This window comes from Oxalicibacterium sp. (assembly GCF_057353965.1).
Genome location: NZ_JBMQZD010000001.1, coordinates 661,675 through 678,206, shown reverse-complemented (window position 1 = coordinate 678,206; position 16,532 = coordinate 661,675). Strand labels below are relative to the sequence as shown.

12 protein-coding genes are annotated in these 16,532 nt (G+C 61.3%); 6 read left to right on the top strand and 6 right to left on the bottom strand.

Features of this window, described 5'->3' with window-relative positions; translation table 11 throughout:
• Nucleotides 1-5: 5 nt before the first annotated feature.
• Nucleotides 6-1,274 carry a M48 family metallopeptidase gene (locus ACO1VH_RS03335; RefSeq protein WP_486242423.1) on the bottom strand — a complete coding sequence of 423 codons (1,269 nt, stop codon included), beginning with the start codon at nucleotides 1,272-1,274 and terminating at the stop codon, nucleotides 6-8.
• Nucleotides 1,275-1,323: 49 nt separating this feature from the next.
• On the opposite strand from ACO1VH_RS03335, the gene orn reads away from it, so the two are divergent.
• Nucleotides 1,324-1,914 carry an oligoribonuclease gene (gene orn, locus ACO1VH_RS03330; RefSeq protein WP_486242422.1) on the top strand — a complete coding sequence of 197 codons (591 nt, stop codon included), beginning with the start codon at nucleotides 1,324-1,326 and terminating at the stop codon, nucleotides 1,912-1,914.
• Nucleotides 1,915-2,009: 95 nt separating this feature from the next.
• Here the strand turns inward: orn and ACO1VH_RS03325 are convergent, their stop codons facing one another.
• Nucleotides 2,010-2,708, bottom strand: coding sequence for a UPF0149 family protein (locus ACO1VH_RS03325; protein WP_486242420.1), 699 nt, complete (start codon nucleotides 2,706-2,708; stop codon nucleotides 2,010-2,012).
• A 91-nt stretch (nucleotides 2,709-2,799) separates the two neighbouring features.
• Between ACO1VH_RS03325 and ACO1VH_RS03320 the strand changes: the two genes are divergently transcribed.
• Nucleotides 2,800-3,828, top strand: a complete 1,029-nt coding sequence (locus tag ACO1VH_RS03320) for a serine/threonine protein kinase (RefSeq protein WP_486242419.1) — start codon at nucleotides 2,800-2,802, stop codon at nucleotides 3,826-3,828.
• A gap of 93 nt (nucleotides 3,829-3,921) precedes the next feature.
• Here ACO1VH_RS03320 and ACO1VH_RS03315 read toward each other — a convergent pair whose 3' ends face one another.
• The 3 genes from ACO1VH_RS03315 to ACO1VH_RS03305 all read right to left on the bottom strand — a co-directional run bounded on the left by ACO1VH_RS03315 (nucleotide 3,922) and on the right by ACO1VH_RS03305 (nucleotide 6,696).
• Entirely contained in the window at nucleotides 3,922-4,644 is a 723-nt protein-coding gene (locus ACO1VH_RS03315; protein WP_486242418.1) for a glutamine amidotransferase, read from the bottom strand.
• A 94-nt stretch (nucleotides 4,645-4,738) separates the two neighbouring features.
• On the bottom strand, nucleotides 4,739-5,077 hold the full coding sequence (locus ACO1VH_RS03310; protein WP_486242416.1) for a hypothetical protein: 339 nt from the start codon (nucleotides 5,075-5,077) through the stop codon (nucleotides 4,739-4,741).
• Between the two features lie 65 nt (nucleotides 5,078-5,142).
• Nucleotides 5,143-6,696, bottom strand: coding sequence for a response regulator (locus ACO1VH_RS03305; RefSeq protein WP_486242415.1), 1,554 nt, complete (start codon nucleotides 6,694-6,696; stop codon nucleotides 5,143-5,145).
• Between the two features lie 266 nt (nucleotides 6,697-6,962).
• On the opposite strand from ACO1VH_RS03305, the gene ACO1VH_RS03300 reads away from it, so the two are divergent.
• From ACO1VH_RS03300 to ACO1VH_RS03290, 3 genes are read left to right on the top strand one after another with little or no spacing between them, the layout of a single operon-like run.
• Nucleotides 6,963-7,583: a hypothetical protein gene (locus ACO1VH_RS03300; RefSeq protein WP_486242414.1), complete on the top strand. Its 621-nt coding sequence runs from the start codon at nucleotides 6,963-6,965 to the stop codon at nucleotides 7,581-7,583.
• A gap of 1 nt (nucleotide 7,584) precedes the next feature.
• On the top strand, nucleotides 7,585-8,280 hold the full coding sequence (locus ACO1VH_RS03295) for a hypothetical protein (protein WP_486242413.1): 696 nt from the start codon (nucleotides 7,585-7,587) through the stop codon (nucleotides 8,278-8,280).
• 10 nt (nucleotides 8,281-8,290) lie between these two features.
• Nucleotides 8,291-9,820, top strand: coding sequence for a Dyp-type peroxidase (locus ACO1VH_RS03290; RefSeq protein WP_486242411.1), 1,530 nt, complete (start codon nucleotides 8,291-8,293; stop codon nucleotides 9,818-9,820).
• A 76-nt stretch (nucleotides 9,821-9,896) separates the two neighbouring features.
• Here the strand turns inward: ACO1VH_RS03290 and ACO1VH_RS03285 are convergent, their stop codons facing one another.
• A complete protein-coding gene (locus ACO1VH_RS03285) occupies nucleotides 9,897-10,955 on the bottom strand; it encodes a catalase family protein (RefSeq protein WP_486242410.1) in 1,059 nt (352 codons plus the stop codon).
• A gap of 246 nt (nucleotides 10,956-11,201) precedes the next feature.
• Between ACO1VH_RS03285 and ACO1VH_RS03280 the strand changes: the two genes are divergently transcribed.
• Entirely contained in the window at nucleotides 11,202-16,502 is a 5,301-nt protein-coding gene (locus tag ACO1VH_RS03280; RefSeq protein WP_486242408.1) for a hybrid sensor histidine kinase/response regulator, read from the top strand.
• The last annotated feature ends 30 nt before the right edge of the window (nucleotides 16,503-16,532 follow it).

The window sequence follows — 16,532 nt, the reverse complement described above, 5'->3', positions numbered from 1 at the left end:
GGTCTTTAGCCTGCAGCCAGCAGACGGTTAATGCGCACGGTAGCCGGCGGATGCGAATCGTAGAAGGCCGAGTGCAGTGGATCGGGCGTCAGCGTCGACGCATTGTCTTCGTACAGCTTGACCAGTGCCGATACTAGGTCCTGCGAATTCGTGTACTGCGCCGCGAAAGCGTCCGCTTCGAATTCATGCTTGCGCGAGCCGAGCGACGTCAGTGGCGACAGCAGGAAGGAGAACACCGGCAGCACCAGCGCGAACAGGATCAGCGCCATTGCGTCGTTGCTACTGGCGCCAGCGCCCAGCAAAGGCTCGACGCCCAGTCCGGTGTAGAACCAGACCTGGGTTTTCAGATAACCGAGCAGCGCGAGGAAGGCGAGCGACGCGGCGAACATCAGTCCGATGCGCTTGGCGATGTGCTTCAGCTTGAAGTGGCCGAGTTCGTGCGCCAGCACCGCCTCGATCTCGTTCGGTGCCAGACGTTCCAGCAGCGTATCGAAGAACACGATGCGCTTGGCTGCGCCGAAGCCTGAGAAATAGGCATTGCCGTGCGCGCTGCGGCGCGAGCCGTCCATCACGAACAGGCCGCTTGCCGAAAAGCCGACGCGCACCATCAGGTTCTCGATGCGCGTCTTCAGGCTTTCGTCTTCCAGTGGCTTGAAGTTGTTGAACAGTGGCGCAATGAATAGCGGGCCGATGACCAGCATCAGCAACTGGAAGGCGCACCAGACGATCCACGTGTACAGCCACCAGAGGTCGCCCGACTTGTCCATCAGAATCAGTACGATCCACACCAGGCCGAGGCCGATCGCCAGCGAGATCACGGAGCTCTTGAGCGTGTCGGTCACGAACAATGCCGGCGTCATCCGGTTGAAGCCGAAGCGCGCTTCCAGCACGAACTGGCGGAAATAGTCGAACGGCAGTTCGACCAAACCGGAAATCACGGCGAACGCCAGCACCAGCGCCAGCTGATAGCGATAGCCGGGTCCGAAGATATCGAATGCATGCACGGACAGCCATTGCAGCCCGCCCAGCAGCGTGAAACCGATCAGTACGGCAGCGTTCAACAAGTGGATGAACAGCGTGAACTTGGTCTTCGCGATCGTGTAGGCGGCGGCGCGGCGATGCGCGTCCAGTGGGATGCGGTCGGCGAATTGTGCCGGTACTGCGCTTGCATGTGCGAGGATATGGCGGATGTGGCGCGATGCGAGCCAGAAGCGCACGAGCAGGGAGACGACCAGAAAGCCGACGAACAAAACGGTGAACGCGTGTGATGACATGCTTTTCCTGTGAGAAAATGGCGGACTGCGCTGTATTAGGGAAACAATTATGTCACAAGCTATCGAACAAACGCCTCAGCCTTCCGCCGCTCCGGCGCGTCCGAACGAATTCAATCTGGTCTGGGTCGACATGGAAATGACCGGCCTGGACCCCGACAAGGACCGCATCATCGAGGTCGCCGTCGTCGTGACCGATTCCCAATTGAACATCTTGGGCGAAGGCCCGGTGCTGGCGATCCACCAGTCCGACGAAATCCTCGACGGCATGGATGCCTGGAACAAGGGCACGCACGGCCGCTCCGGTCTGATCGACCGCGTCAAGGCGTCGACGGTCGATGAGGCGCAGGCGGAAGCCGTGCTGGTCGAATTCCTGAAGCAGTACGTTCCGGCCGGCAAGTCGCCGATGTGCGGCAACACGATCTGCCAGGACCGCCGCTTCATGGCGCGCGGCATGCCCAAGCTGGAAGCCTTCTTCCATTACCGCAATCTGGACGTGTCGACGCTGAAGGAATTGTGCCGCCGCTGGAAGCCGGATCTGGTCAACGGTTTCAAGAAGCACCAGAAGCACACGGCACTGGCCGACATTCTCGAATCGATCGAGGAATTGCGATACTACCGCGAGCACTTCATCAAGGAGTGACGAAGAGAAGCAGTAAAAAGAAAAGGCGTTCGATTGAACGCCTTTTTATTGCCGTGGCTGCGGAAGGGGAAGATTCAGCAGCTCAGTTCATTCGATTATTCCTCACTGCCGTCCGCGCCGCAGCACTTCTTGTATTTCTTGCCGCTGCCGCAAGGGCAGGGATCGTTGCGGCCGGTCTTCGGCGTTTCGCGCTGCACCGTCTTTACCGACGATTTGCGCAGCGGCAGCCAGAACTTGTGGATCGCCGGAATTGCGGCTTCCATCTCGATCGCCAGTTGATGCGTCTTCAGCGGCGTGTCGACCAGCGGCAATTCCTCTTCCTCGATTTCTTCGGCGCCGAGCAGATAGATCGGGCGCAGCAGCGGCGCGACTTCCGATTCGTAGATCGGCTGCCATGCATCGGCGCGCAGATTCATTCCTTCGGTAAAGCCCCAGGCCCAGGCTTCGCCGTCGAGCACCGGCTTGCCTTCCCATTCGTGTTCGCAGAACAGCGGTTCGAATTCCTTCGGCGCGACTTCCAGCGTGATCGCGATCTCGTTCATGAAGCGCGCGATCAGGCCGATGATGCGTTCGTATTCTTTTTCGGTCTTGAATTTCGGCGCGGCCTTTTCGTCGGTGCCCCAGATCGACGGCAGCCATTCGAGCAGCGGCACTTCTTCGGGGCCGATTGCCAGCGCGGTCAGGTAACCATGCAGCGCGTCCATCGTCATGCAATCGTCGGCGGTGCGGTCGGAAAGCAGGAACTTGTCGAGTTCGTCGAATTCCTTGTCGGAAAGAGGCTGGTCGAGATGCATGGCGGTCTGTTCTATGCGGCTGAGGGAAGGGCGACAGTGTAGCAGCATGCGCGAGCATGGCTGCAACGGTGTCGCCGTACAATGCTGCTCCATGAATGACGATTCCGATTCCCTGTTCCAGGACCAGGCGCCACCCGCCGCGCCGGCTTTTTCCTTTGCCGCGCTGACGCCGGACTGCGTGCTCGATGCGCTGGAAAGCGTCGGCCTGTACAGCGACGGCCGCCTGCTGGCGCTGAACAGCTACGAAAATCGCGTCTATCAGGTCGGCATCGAGGATGGCCCGCCGTTGGTCGTCAAGTTTTACCGGCCCGAGCGCTGGAGCGATGCAGCGATCCGCGAGGAACACGCTTTCGTCGACGAACTGGTCGCCGCCGAAATTCCCGCAGTGCCGTCGATGCAGATTGCCGGCAGCAGCCTGCACACTTTTGCCGGTTACCGCTTTGCGGTATTCGAGCGTCGCGGCGGCCGCGCACCGGAACTGGACGATGTCGCCACGCGCGAATGGCTGGGCCGCTTCATCGGCCGCATCCATGCGGTCGGTATGGCGAAGCCGTTCGCGGAACGGCCTGCACTGGATATCGCCAGCTTCGGCGAGGAGCCGCGCGACTGGCTGCTGGCGCACGATTTTATTCCCGCCGATCTGCGCGAGACGTGGCAGAGCGTAACGGCGCAGGCGCTGGACGGCGTGCGTCGTTGTTACGATCGTGCGGGCGATGTGCGGTTGCTGCGCCTTCACGGCGATTGCCATGTCGGTAACGTGCTGTGGACGGACGCGGGGCCGCACTTCGTCGATTTCGACGACAGCCGCACCGGACCGGCGATCCAGGATCTATGGATGCTGCTGTCGGGAGAACGCGGCGAACAGCGGCTGCAATTGACCGACCTGCTGGCCGGTTACGAGGATTTCGCCGAATTCGATGCGCGCGAACTGCATCTGATCGAGGCATTGCGCACGCTGCGGCTGCTGCATTACTCGGCGTGGCTGGCGCGACGCTGGGACGATCCGGCGTTTCCGGCCGCCTTCCCGTGGTTCAACACGCAGCGCTACTGGCAGGATCGCGTGCTGGAAATGCGTGAGCAGATTGCACTGATGGACGAGCCGCCGCTGTGGCCGACCTGAACCGGCTGTAACGATTTCAGTTGCGGTCTTGGTGGCTGCGGCGACAACTTCGGACGCAACTTCAGATTTGACGTCGACGTAACTTCAAACAGCTCAGGCGTCGCCGTGAGTGGCAGCCAGATGGCCGAAACGCTGCAATAGGGATGCGGCTTCGGCGGTCGGCACCACTTCGCGCCGCTTGGCAGCGACATCGACGCCTTTCGCAGCCAGATCGTCTGCCAGCCGTTCGACATAGCAGCGCATCGCTTCATCGTCGAATTCCGGATGGAACTGCACGCCCCAACTGCTGCGGCCGACGCGGAAAGCCTGATGTGGTTCGAATGCATTGTTTGCCAGCAATGTCGCATCCGGCGGCAGGCGGCGCACGCTCTGGCTATGCACGACATTGGCCATGAAGTGCTGCGGCAGATTGGCGAACAGCGGATCATTGTCGGCTGCCGCCGTCTTGTCGATGGGCACGCTGCCGATTTCCATGCCCTGTGGGCGGTAATCCACTTCGCCGCCGAGCGCATGGGCCAGCAACTGATGGCCGTAGCAGATACCGAGCAGCGGGATGCCGCGCCGGTGCGCTTCGCGCAGCCAGTCGGCCAGGCGTTCGCTCCATGCCGCGCGATCGGTCACCATCGCATGCGAACCGGTCACGATGGCGCCGGCCGTCTCGTCGAATACGGGCAGCGATGCGGCCTTGCGCGCATCGACGACGCTGATCGGCAATGCATTACCGATGCCGTCGGCGATCCAGTCCTCGAAATCGCCGTGTGCCTGCGCGAGATCGGTGAAGGTGCTGCCGGCCTTGAAAATGATCAGGGTCTTCATGGGAAATGGGAAACAGCGGGGAAACAGTGAAAAACAGCGAAAAACAGCGATGAAACAAAGGCAGGGCTAGCGTAAAGAATGGAGCGTGAACGAATCAGACCTTCTGCGCGTTCTTTGCCAGTTCGTCCAGCGCGGCGATGATGTTGTCGTCCGAGGCATCGCTGTTGGCGATCAGCACCGCGCGTTCGATGGCGGCATCGCGGCCGTTCCTGCCGTAGTAGCCGAGCAGGTAGTCGCCGTTGTCGGTGCCGCTGGCATTGCGCGCATCGTCCTTCGCCAGGCGCCGCGCATACCACACCGCATAACCGTTCGACTCTTCGCAGCAATAGACTTCGACCGAATGATGCGGGCCGAGCGGGGCGATTTCAGGATCGGTGTACCAGATGGTCTTGCGCCACAGGTGGTTCTTCTTCGATTCGGGAATCTGGTTCATATGTTGCAGGCTTTCCTGTTCCGGTGGGATCACGATGCAGATCGTAGCGTGTTTGCGGAAAACGTTCAGCGGACCGGCGATTGCAGCATGCCGTGTAGCCGCGTTTCTATCCGCGCGTATTCGAATGCGATGGCGTCCAGTCGTACGCGTGTTTCGTGCAGTGCGCCGTTGCGGGCGGTCACTTCCAGTTCGCGGCAGAGTGCGGCCAGCAGTGTGGCACCCAGCGAGGCCGAACTGCCGCACAGCACGTGTGCAAACTTGGCGATCGCAATAGCATCGTCGCGCGCTATGCCGTCGCGTAGCGCCGTCAGCCGCTGTGGACTGTCGGCGAGGAACAGCCGTGCCAGTTCGGGAAAATCGTCGCCGAACATCTGCCGCGTCGCATCGAGTTCATCGTCCTGCTTCGCCGGCGTTTCCTTCGCGGTGCGTTGCAGCCAGCGCACCAGCATGGCGCTCAGTTCGCGCATGCGCATCGGCTTGGCGAGAAAATCGTCCATGCCGATGGCAAGACAGGTATCGCGTTCGTTACGGTTGGTGCGCGACGACCAGCCGATGATCGGCGTGTGCTTCAGCCCGCCTTCGGCCGCGCGCAGCAAGGCAGTCGCCTGATAACCGTCGACGCCGGGCATCTGGCAATCCATCAGGATCAGGTCGTAGCGGCGGGCATCTGCCAGCTCCAGCGCCTGTTCGCCGCCGGCCGCAGTGTCGACCAGGCAGCCGAAACGCGTCAGCATGCGTTCCGCGACTTCGAGGTTGACGGGGTTGTCGTCCACCACCATCACGCGCGCTTCGGCAAAGGAATCGGCAAAAGAATTGGCTAAGGAATCGACGGTATCGGGCACAGGCTGTTCGAGCAGCGCCTGCACGCCGGCGCAGATGAAGCGCGGCGCATCCTTCTTCGCGATGCAGCCGCACAGCATCGCCAGCGTATCGACCAGCATCGGGCGTGGAGCGGGTTTCGGCAGCCATGCGGAGAAGCCGGCTGCTGCGAGCCGCTCCGCATCGTGGCGACCGTGTTCGCTGCTGACCAGCACGATCAGCGTGTCGCGATGCGTTGGCGCGTTGCTGATTGCTGTGCCCAGCGTCTCGCCGTCTATGCCCTGGATATCCTGGTCGAGCAGCGCAATGCGGTAGGGATCGCCGGCTGCGGCGGCCTGTTCCAGCGCAGTCAATGCCGCATCGGCGCGTTCCACACCGGTGGCGCGCATGTCGCGGTGCATCAGTTCGTTTTCGATTTGCGTGCGCAACCTGGCGTCTGGCGTGACGACCAGCACGCGGATATCGCGCATGGCATCGTCGACGTGCATCGACGCATCATCGTTGTCGCCGGTCTCTGCGTCGAATAGCCGTCCGGCATCCGACAGCAGCGTATTGGCGCTGCGTTGCGCCAGGCCGATCAGCTCGCGCTGGTCGGACGTCAATTCGTGCTGGCGGATCATTTCCAGCACGCCGACGATGCCGTTCAATTGCGTATTGATTGTGCGTTGCAGCCTGTCGAGCAGGCGCGCATCCGGTTGCGCATCATGCGCCGCTTTTTTGCGACGCCTCGCAATGCGCGCGCGTTGCGCATCGGTGCGTCGGGCGGAAAGAAAAGTATGAATTGAATGAAATGAAGGCATGACATCCCGCATGGTTGATGGTCTTGCTGCCAGTTCGGTTCAAGCATATCGCAAAGCCTTGCGCAATTGAATCGCAATCCGTGTCTTGCGGGAAATATATTTGCCAGAAATATATCGGCTCGGGTACGCTTGCGAGCTGCCGACAAAGAAAGAACGGGAGCGTCCGCATGCAGCAAGCTGCGGACGACGGCAGCGGAGATGAACAGGCGATTCCCATGCAGGTCGCCGAATCCGCTGCCGAAGAATGAAAAGACAAGGGGAGTGCAATGTCCAATATTGCAGGCAAGGCGTATGCGATGAACGTGATCACGCCGATCCGCTGGTACATGACGTGGATCAATAAGGTGATCTTCTGGTTCGCGCTGAAATTTCCATCCACGCTGAGCGGGCTGATCACGCTGTCGCTGATCCATTACGCGCGTTGGGTGATCGTCGGCCGCAAGCAGTTTCCGCATCTGGACGAGCAGCAGCCGAAGGAAGATTTGCATTACTCGTACATGCTGTTCTTCAGCAATTTCAACGGCAGCTGGGCGCAATACGTCGATTCGTTCACGTTCGCGATTCCGGCTGGCCTCGACCTGTTCTGGAAGTGGAACATCCGCTATCCGCGCTCGGTGCCGCTGACGCCTTTCCACTCCTATATCACCTACAACCAGATCCAGACCGATCATTACTACAACGCCTATCCGATGGCGTCGTCGAACGACATCAAGTCGGCTAAGAAGCTGAAGGCGGCGCTGATCGATTTCGATGCGAAGCACAGTAATGCAGCGCCCGACGATTTCATCAGGCAGTACAACGCGCTGCTGCGCAGCCTGCAGCACGACATGGGTACCATGCAGCCGCTGCCGATCGTCAGCCTGGCCGACCAGGCGAAGGGAGAATGAGATGGCATCGAATGTGAACGGCAACGCATACGCCTTGACCTGCCTGTGCCCGATCATGAAAGGGCATTTCGACGGAACGGCCTACAGCGACGAAGTGCGGCACCGGCTGCAGAACTGGGGCCTGCTGGAACACAGTCCGATGGCGAAGGTGCCGCAGACCTACCTGTGCCGCTTCTTCGTGTTGGACGACGTCTATTACGAATCGCTGCCGGGCACCGAGTTCGGCGGCACCTTCTTCGATTTCCTGTCGATCTTTTCCGACCGTTTCCGCCGTCGCGCCTTGCCGCGCGAGGATCATCTGAAATCCAAGTACATCGTCTTCTCGTGCAATCTGCATGGCGATCTGGACAGTTACCTGCGCACGATGTGGAACACGATCAGCGACGACATCCGCCACATCTGGCAGTTCTGCTACGGCTTCGATCTGGTGCACGATGCGGCATCGTTCGCTGCCTACATCCGCAAATGCCAGCTCGACGTGTCGCTGTTTTTCGTCGGTTCGACCGACGATCCATTGCCGGAACAATTGAAGTCGCTGTACATCAAGCAGGAATTCTCCCGCTTCGCCGAAGAGCATCAGGGTTTGCCGGCGGCTGAACTGCAGAAGGCGTATCAGGCATTCATCCAGCGCGTGCAGCCGCTGAACGTCGAAGGCCCGAGCTGGCGTGCCGGCCAGTCGCACCTGCAGAACGGATAGGAGAATCATCGTGCAAAAGGAACTCGACCTGCTGGACATCCAGGGCAACGTGGTGCGCGCATACGGCCGCTACAACTTTCCGTTCGCCCGCTACGTCTTCCTGAACATTCGCGATCATCGTCGCGGCCGCGAATTCGTCGGCAGCGTGACCGAGGAAGTCACGAGCGCCGTGCGCTGGAACGACGGCCCGAATCCGATCAAGAAGCCGCTGTCGACCGTCAACATCGCGTTCACCTATGCAGGACTGAAAGAACTGGAACTGCCGCGCGCTTCGCTGATCGGTTTTCCGATGGAATTCGTGATGGGCATGAAGAAGCGCCGCGACATCCTCGGCGACGACGGTAGCAGCGCGCCCGAGCATTGGGACCCGATCTGGCGCGACAGCCGCGAGAAGGACAGGCACAAGGATGTGCACGTCTGGATTTCGATCAACGGCCAGTCGAAGGAAGACGTGCAGCATCGCTACGAATGGCTGCAGCAACTGGTGACGCACAGTGCCGGCGGCGTGGCGATCCTTTCCGGCCATCGCGGCGACGACGGCCAGGAGCATCTGCCGTTCCAGGATGTGCATGCGCTGTTCGAGAACGGCCGACCGACGCCGAAGGAGCACTTCGGCTATACCGACGGCATAGGCGATCCGGTATTCGAGGGATTGCCGGGACGGCCGGAACGCGTGGTCGGGCGCGGCAAGCAGATGAAGAACGGCGAATGGCTGCCGCTGGAGACCGGCGAATTCATCCTTGGGCACAAGGACGAGGCAAACGAGTATCCGGCCGCACCGCTGCCGCAGCTGCTGTCGCGCAACGGCACCTACATGGTCTATCGCAAGCTGCACGAAAACGTCGGCACCTTCAACGCTTATCTGGAAAAGGAAGGCGCGAAATACCCGGGCGGCAAGGAATTACTGGCGGCGAAGTTCGTCGGCCGCTGGCGCGACAATGGTGCGCCGCTGGTATCCGCGCCGGATGCGCAGAGCAAGGTCGAGTGGGATGCGAAGTTTGCCGCCGCCAATCCGGCCGAGCGCGATCGCATGCTGAGCGGCTTCACCTTCGACAGCGATCCGCACGGCGCGAAGTGTCCGTTCAGCGCGCATCTGCGCCGCATCAATCCGCGCGCCGCGCTGGAATTCAATCCGAAGGCGTTCGAGACGCCGGGCGCACTGTCGAACCGCCGCCGCGTGCTGCGGCGCGGCCTGCCGTACGGCGAGGTGCAGGACCCCGCACGCGACGACGGCAATCATGGCATCGTCATCATGATGCTGAACGCCAGCATCAGCCGTCAGTTCGAATTCGTGCAGCAGCAGTGGGTCAATTACGGCAACGACTTCAAAGCCGGCAACGACAAGGAAATCATTCTGGGCAATCACGACGGCAGCGCGGCAAGCCGGGCCGTGCTGGAAGTCGAGCCGGACAGCGACGGCGCGCCGTATTTCCTGTCGAAGATTCCGCGCTTTGTCGAGACGCGCGGTGGCGATTACTTCTTCGTGCCGAGCCTGACGGCGCTGCGCATGATCGCGAAAGGCATTGTCGATCCGACCTGATGCGTGATCGATTCGGCGGCGACCTTGGATGCCTTGAATGGGGTGATTGCGATAGATCGTGATGGATGCGGCCGCGTCAGATATCCCAGCTCGTCGGCTCGCGACGCGGTACGCCGTTGCGTTCGTGTCGGAATCTTGAAATCGCGTCGTAGACGACCTTACGTGCGCGGTTGATGCCGCCCAGCGGACGATGCGCCGGCAGACTGTGCCACGGCGTGAACGACAGGTTTTCGCCGAAGACGCGTTGTGCGTCGCTGTCGAATTCCTGCTGCAGGATGCGGATCGTGGCGACCTTGCGGAAAGGCGATTCGGCTTCGCGCCATTCCCTGCCCGGGTCCTCGATCGGCATGCTGTTGGCGTTCTTCTGCAGTTGCACCGTGAAATCGAACAGCGCTTCACCTTGCGACAGCTGGCGAACCATCGCTTCGCGCAGGAAGTCGGGGCCGGCGCCGGACGACGGTGCGGCATGGTCGAAGCGGTGCGGGATGGCCGAATACTTGACGGCGGTGTCGCCGAACAGATAGGGCGTGGTGCTCCAGTAGCGCATCTGCAGCGGATTGGCGAACTTCTTCAGCGACAGCAGCAGGTTCCAGATCACGCGCCAGTGCGTGCCAAAGAACAGAATCTTGGCCAGCAGGCTGCCGGTCATCGCCTTGATCAGCGCATCGAATTCGGCGACGTCGCGCGTGACGAAGACATTGGTGCTGATGACGATGAAATCCTGCGTCTGTTCATCGCGCTCGGCTTCCAGCAGCTTTTCGCCGGGCACGTCCATCAGTTTGATCGCCATGCCGCGGATGTCGCGTTTGTGATCGTCCTGGATGATGGCGTCCTGATTGGAAAAGCGTATCCAAGCGCGGTAGGTCTTCGGTTCGGCGAACAGGCCGATTCGCAGCTCTGGCGGCAGGTTCGGTTCGATGCTGAATTCCGCCTTGACGACGCCATGCATCTTCGGATGCGCGTCGCGCCGCATGATGCCGGTCCGGTTGTCGTGGATGATCTTGGCCTGCAGGCGCGCGGCGAGGTCGCGCGTGCATGCGGTTTCGTTGGCAGGGATGTGTTCTTGGGCGAGTTGCTTGGCAGACCGGTTTTCAGACTGATTTTCAGGTTGATTTTCGGATTGATTGTCAGGCATGAAGGACGATGGATTTAACGTTACATCGTTGCCGCACGGAAGGAGTTTCAACTATATTACGCGGGTGGCGGAAGCCCCGGCAATGTTGCCTATCATTAACTGCAATGCCTGCTTTTAGCAAGGGAAAACCGGTGCGACGATGCGCCGGCCGCGATTGAACCGGAGCCTCAAATCAAACTTCCCCAACAAACGGACTGGACCCCGGCAAAGCGGGCAACGCCGACGAAGAATCATCTGCATCGCACGATGTTCTTTCGTCTGGCGTCGGTCGGCGATGCCGCCGCGTCTGCGCCGCCGGCCGCTTCCTACGATCTGGAAGGCGCGCTCGCGCTGTTCGCCGCGCTGATACGCGGCTTGCGCGAAGTGCATGCGCATATCGATCTGCATCAGGCGCTGTGCCTGGCGAACCTGCGCGTGCAGTCCGACGGCGCGATCGAGTTCCGCAACGACGCCACCGTGCCGCTGGCCTACAGTTCGCCGGAACAGACCGGCCGCATGAACCGTCAGGTCGATTACCGCAGCGATTATTATTCGCTCGGCATCGTCATGTACGAACTGCTGACGGGACAATTGCCGTTTGAATCCGACAGCGTGATGGAACTGGTGCACAGCCACATTGCGCGGCGCGCGGTGCCGCCGAGCCGGCTCAATCCGGCGATTCCCGACGTGCTGGGCGATATCGTCCTGAAGCTGCTGGCAAAAAACGCCGAAGATCGCTACCAGAGCCTGGACGGCTTGCTGGCCGACATCGAAACCTGCCGCCGTGCGCTGACGGAAACCGGCGTCATCGAATCCTTCCCGCTGGCGCGCAACGACGTTTGCGACCGCCTGCAGATTTCGCAGAAGCTCTACGGTCGTGACGTCGAGTGCGGTCGCCTGCTGCAGGCATTCAGGAACGTGACGGCGGGCAGTGCGGAGCTGGTGCTGGTGAGCGGCTATGCCGGCATCGGCAAATCGTCGCTGGTCAACGAAATTCACAAGCCGGTGGTGGCACAGGGCGGCTACTTCATCTCCGGCAAGTTCGATCAGTTCAAGCGCGCGATTCCATATTCGGCATTCAATCAGGCTTTTCGCGAGCTGATCCGGCAGATTCTGACCGAGAGCGAGACTCGCATCACGCAGTGGCGCGGCAAGCTGATGAAAGCGCTCGGCGCCAATGGCCAATTGATCATCGACGTGATTCCGGAACTGGAATTCATCATCGGCAAGCAGCCGGAAGTGTCGCCGCAGAGCGGCACGCGCAACAGCTTCAATTATGCGATGCAGAATTTCGTCAGCGTCTTCACGCAGTCGGACCATCCGATCGTGCTGTTCCTGGACGACTTGCAGTGGGCCGATACCGCTTCGCTCAAGCTGATTCCGCTGCTGATGAAGAATCTCGATACGTCGCGCCTGCTGCTGATCGGCGCCTATCGCGACAACGAGGTGGATGTCGCACATCCGCTGGGCATGACGCTCGACCAGATCCGTAAAGAGACGACGGTGACGACGGTGGAAGTCAGCCCGCTCGGCAAGGACAGCATCGTTGAGCTGGTGGCCGATACGCTCAAATGCGATCCGGCGGAGATGCAGCCGCTGGCGCGCCTGATCTACCGCAAGACGCTTGGCAATCCTTTCTTCATCAACCAGTTCATCAAGAGCCTGCACGGCGACGGCCTGCTGCGTTTCGAAGGCGGCCGCTGGCAATGGAACATCGGCCAGATCGAGGCAGCCGGCATCACCGACAACGTCATCGAGCTGCTTACGCGTGAACTGCATCGTTTGCCACCAGGGACACAACGTCTGCTGACAATCGCGGCCTGCATCGGCAGTCGGTTCGACGTGCATACGCTCAGCATCGTCAGCGAAAAGTCGGAACTGGAAATTCAGGAAATGCTGCACGAGGCGATGCAGTCGGCACTGATTCATCCGGCCGAGGCGCGTGTGGCGGCGTCGACGATCGTCTCGCATGCCTATCAGTTTCAGCATGACCGCGTGCAACAGGCGGCATACGAAGGCATCCAGCGGCAGGAAACGGATGCGATCCACCTGCAGATCGGACGCCTGCTATTGAGCAGCCTGACGCCGGCCGAACAGGACGAACACATCTTCGACATCGTCGATCACCACAATCGCGGCCGCGCGTTGCTGACGCGCCGGCATGAGAAGGACGAACTGGCCGAGCTGAACCTGAAGGCGGCACTGCGTGCGCGGCAGTCGGCGGCATTCGACGTGCATCGCGAATGCATTGCCATCGCCGGTGAATACGGCAGCGTGGAAGACTGGCGCGACAAGCAGGCCTTCATGCATGCGCTGTACATGGAGCGCATCAACGAAGCCTTCGCGCGCGCCGACTACCGCGAGATGGAACGCCTGTGCCAGGTCGTCTGCGACAACAGCGCGACGCCGCACGAGATGATCGCCGCCAAGGATTACCTGATCCGCTGCTACGGCGCGCTGTACCGACCGCAGGATCTGATGAAGACCGGCATCGAGATGCTGGAGATTTCCGGCATCCGGCTGCCGCACAACCTGAACGAGAAGCACATCCTGCTGGCGCGGCTGCGCCTGAAGGCGGCGCTGCGCGGCCGCGATCCGCTGGAACTGGCGGACATGCCGCCGGCCACCGATCCGGAATATCTGCTGCAGGTGCAGGCAACGATGGCCTTCCTCGCCTATGGTTTCACTTATCTGGCCGATTCCATCGTCGTGCTGTGGGTCGCGATGGAGATCGTGCGGCGCTCGGTGCGTCACGGTTCGTCGGCCTATGCAGCCTATGCCTATGCGGTGTGGGGACGCACGCTGGCCGGCCGGCTGGGCGGCGTCGAAGACGGCTATAAGTTCGGCAAGGTGGCGTCGCTGCTCGGCGGCAGCAAGCCGATGCTGGGCGCGGTCGGCATTTTCCACGGCATCATCCGCCATCGCTGCGAGCATCTGCGATTGTCGCTGGAGCCGCTGCAGGATACCTATGCCAAGGCGATGGAAATCGGCGACCGTCCCGGCGCGATGGTGGCGCTGTCGTTCTCCGATGCGGTGCGTTTCCAGTCCGGCAGCAATGTGCGCGATGCGCTGACTGCGATCCGCAAGGACATCGTCGTCTATCGCAAGATGGATTACGCGGCGCTGCTGGGCGTGATGATCCCGTGGGCCTTGCTGTTCTCGCGGCTGGTCGGCGAGCCGATCGACGACGTGGCGCAAGGTACGCACGAAGAATATGCGCAGGCGCGGCGCAAGGCGTCCGATCCGTGGGGCGTGTTCTATGTGCGCGCGATCCAGGCGATCGGCGAATGCTTCTTCGGCGACTTCGACGAAGCGCGCATGCACGCGGAAGAAGCGATCGGCCTGCCGGGTTTCGATTTCGGCACGCCGTCTTCCGGTTTCCTGATGTGGGTGCATTCGCTGGCCGCACTGGCGCCACTCGCGCCGCATGCCCCCGGCTCTGCGCGCATCCTGACCGGCGTGCGTGCGATGCAGCGGCGTTTCCGGCCATGGGCCGAACATGCGCCGATGAATTATCAGCACAAGTGGCAACTGGTCGAAGCCGAACGCCATCGCGTCGCCGGCCGAGCCGGCCGTGCCGAACGGTATTACGAGCAGGCGATCAAGAGTGCGCGCATGCACGGTTACGTCAACGACGAGGCGCTGGCCCACGAGCGTGCCGGCATGTTCTATCTGGCCAGAGGGCGCGACGTCAATGCGCGCATGCATCTGGAGCAGGCGCATGCGAAATACGAGGAATGGGGCGCGTTCGCGAAGGCGCAGCAGCTGGAGGAACGGCATTCCGCATTGCTGGAACAGATCGTCGCCCGCAAACGCGCAGGGCGATACGGCGACCTCGGCCTGCATGAAAAGCAGGTGGACGTGCAGACCGTGATCCGCGCATCGCAGACGCTGTCCGGCGAGATCCAGCTCGACAAGCTGCTGGCGCGGCTGATGAATCTGCTGATCGAGAATGCCGGTGCGCAGAAGGGCTCGTTACTGCTGATCGAACATGGCCGCCTGTATGTGCAGGCGGCGCTGGCCGACGACGAAATCGCCGTGCAGCAGCATCTGCCGCTGGAACGCAGCGAAGGCATCAGCCTGGCAGTCGTCAATTACGTGCGGCGCACCGGCGAGAAGATCGTGCTGGGCGATGCCGCCGCAGACACCCGCTTCAGCGGCGATCCTTACATCGAACGCACGCAGCCGAAATCCATTCTGTGCCTGCCGTTGCAGAAACAGGGGCAGCTGGTCGGCATTCTCTATCTGGAGAACAGCCTTGCCGTCGATGCGTTCACGCCGCAGCATGCGGAACTGCTGCAGATCCTGTCCACGCAGATCGCGATCTCATTGGAGAACGCCGGGCTGTACAACGATCTGGAACAGAAGATCGAAGCGCGTACGCGGGATCTCCAGCTGGCGAAGGAGGAAGCGGAACGAGCCAACCGCATCAAGTCGGAATTCCTCGCCGTGATGAGCCACGAGATCCGCACACCGATGAACGGCATGCTCGGCATGATGCAGCTGGCACTGGCCGAGGCCACGCATCCGGTGCAGCGCGAGCGGCTGGAAACGGCGCAGTATTCGGCCGAGGCGCTGCTGGCCATCCTCAACGACATTCTCGATTTCTCCAAGCTGGAATCCGGCAATCTGCAACTGGACGAAGCCGAATTCGATCTGCGCAAGACGGTCGACAGCGTCATCGACCTGATGGCTTCGCGCATGCAGGAAAACCGGGTCGCGCTCGGCGTGGAGTGGCGGGATGATGTCGAGCGCATGCTGGTCGGCGATGCAGGACGATTGCGTCAGGTGTTGCTGAACCTGATCAGCAATGCGCTGAAGTTCACCGAACGAGGCAGTGTCGTGCTGCAGATCGAGCAGCTGGCACGCGGTGAACATGACGTGACGCTGCGTTTCGCCGTCGTCGATACCGGCATCGGCATCGCACCGGAAGCGCAAGCGCGGCTGTTCCAGTCGTTCTCGCAGGCCGACAGTTCGATTTCACGCCGGTTCGGCGGTACAGGGCTGGGCTTGTCGATTTGCCGCAAGATCGTCGAAATGCAGGGTGGCCGCATCGGCGTGGACAGTACGCCGGACGTCGGCAGCCGTTTCTGGTTCGAGCTGGCGTTTGCCTTGCCGGAAACCATGCCGCAAGTGCAATCGACAGACGTGCCGATGTCCAAAACGGACGATGCGCAAAGTGTGCGCAGCATGCACATCCTGCTGGCCGAAGACAACGAGATCAATCAGAAGGTCGCCGTCGCACTTCTGACGAAATCCGGCCACACGGTCGAAGTCGCCCAGAACGGCCATGAAGCGGTGCTGGCGGTACAGCGGCAGGCATTTGATGTCATCTTGATGGACATGCACATGCCGGAAATGGACGGTCCGGCCGCGACGCGGGCGATCCGCTGCCTGCCGGCACCGGCTTCGACCCTGCCGATCGTCGCGCTGACGGCGGCCGGATCGTTATCGGATATACAAACCTGCATGGATGCCGGCATGAATTATTTCCTCGTCAAGCCGTTCCGCATGGAACGCCTGCAAGGCATCCTGCAGGGATTGCCGGCTGCGACCTCCCAAACCTGATTTCTCTGTTGTTCATATAGTCAACTACGG

What these genes read in the sequence shown, in the direction of transcription:
- ACO1VH_RS03335 (WP_486242423.1), bottom strand. Translation starts at nt 1,274, where the DNA reads ATGTCATCACACGCGTTCACCGTTTTGTTCGTCGGCTTTCTGGTCGTC.
- orn (WP_486242422.1), top strand. Translation starts at nt 1,324, where the DNA reads ATGTCACAAGCTATCGAACAAACGCCTCAGCCTTCCGCCGCTCCGGCG.
- ACO1VH_RS03325 (WP_486242420.1), bottom strand. Translation starts at nt 2,708, where the DNA reads ATGCATCTCGACCAGCCTCTTTCCGACAAGGAATTCGACGAACTCGAC.
- ACO1VH_RS03320 (WP_486242419.1), top strand. Translation starts at nt 2,800, where the DNA reads ATGAATGACGATTCCGATTCCCTGTTCCAGGACCAGGCGCCACCCGCC.
- ACO1VH_RS03315 (WP_486242418.1), bottom strand. Translation starts at nt 4,644, where the DNA reads ATGAAGACCCTGATCATTTTCAAGGCCGGCAGCACCTTCACCGATCTC.
- ACO1VH_RS03310 (WP_486242416.1), bottom strand. Translation starts at nt 5,077, where the DNA reads ATGAACCAGATTCCCGAATCGAAGAAGAACCACCTGTGGCGCAAGACC.
- ACO1VH_RS03305 (WP_486242415.1), bottom strand. Translation starts at nt 6,696, where the DNA reads ATGCCTTCATTTCATTCAATTCATACTTTTCTTTCCGCCCGACGCACC.
- ACO1VH_RS03300 (WP_486242414.1), top strand. Translation starts at nt 6,963, where the DNA reads ATGTCCAATATTGCAGGCAAGGCGTATGCGATGAACGTGATCACGCCG.
- ACO1VH_RS03295 (WP_486242413.1), top strand. Translation starts at nt 7,585, where the DNA reads ATGGCATCGAATGTGAACGGCAACGCATACGCCTTGACCTGCCTGTGC.
- ACO1VH_RS03285 (WP_486242410.1), bottom strand. Translation starts at nt 10,955, where the DNA reads ATGCCTGACAATCAATCCGAAAATCAACCTGAAAATCAGTCTGAAAAC.
- ACO1VH_RS03280 (WP_486242408.1), top strand. Translation starts at nt 11,202, where the DNA reads ATGTTCTTTCGTCTGGCGTCGGTCGGCGATGCCGCCGCGTCTGCGCCG.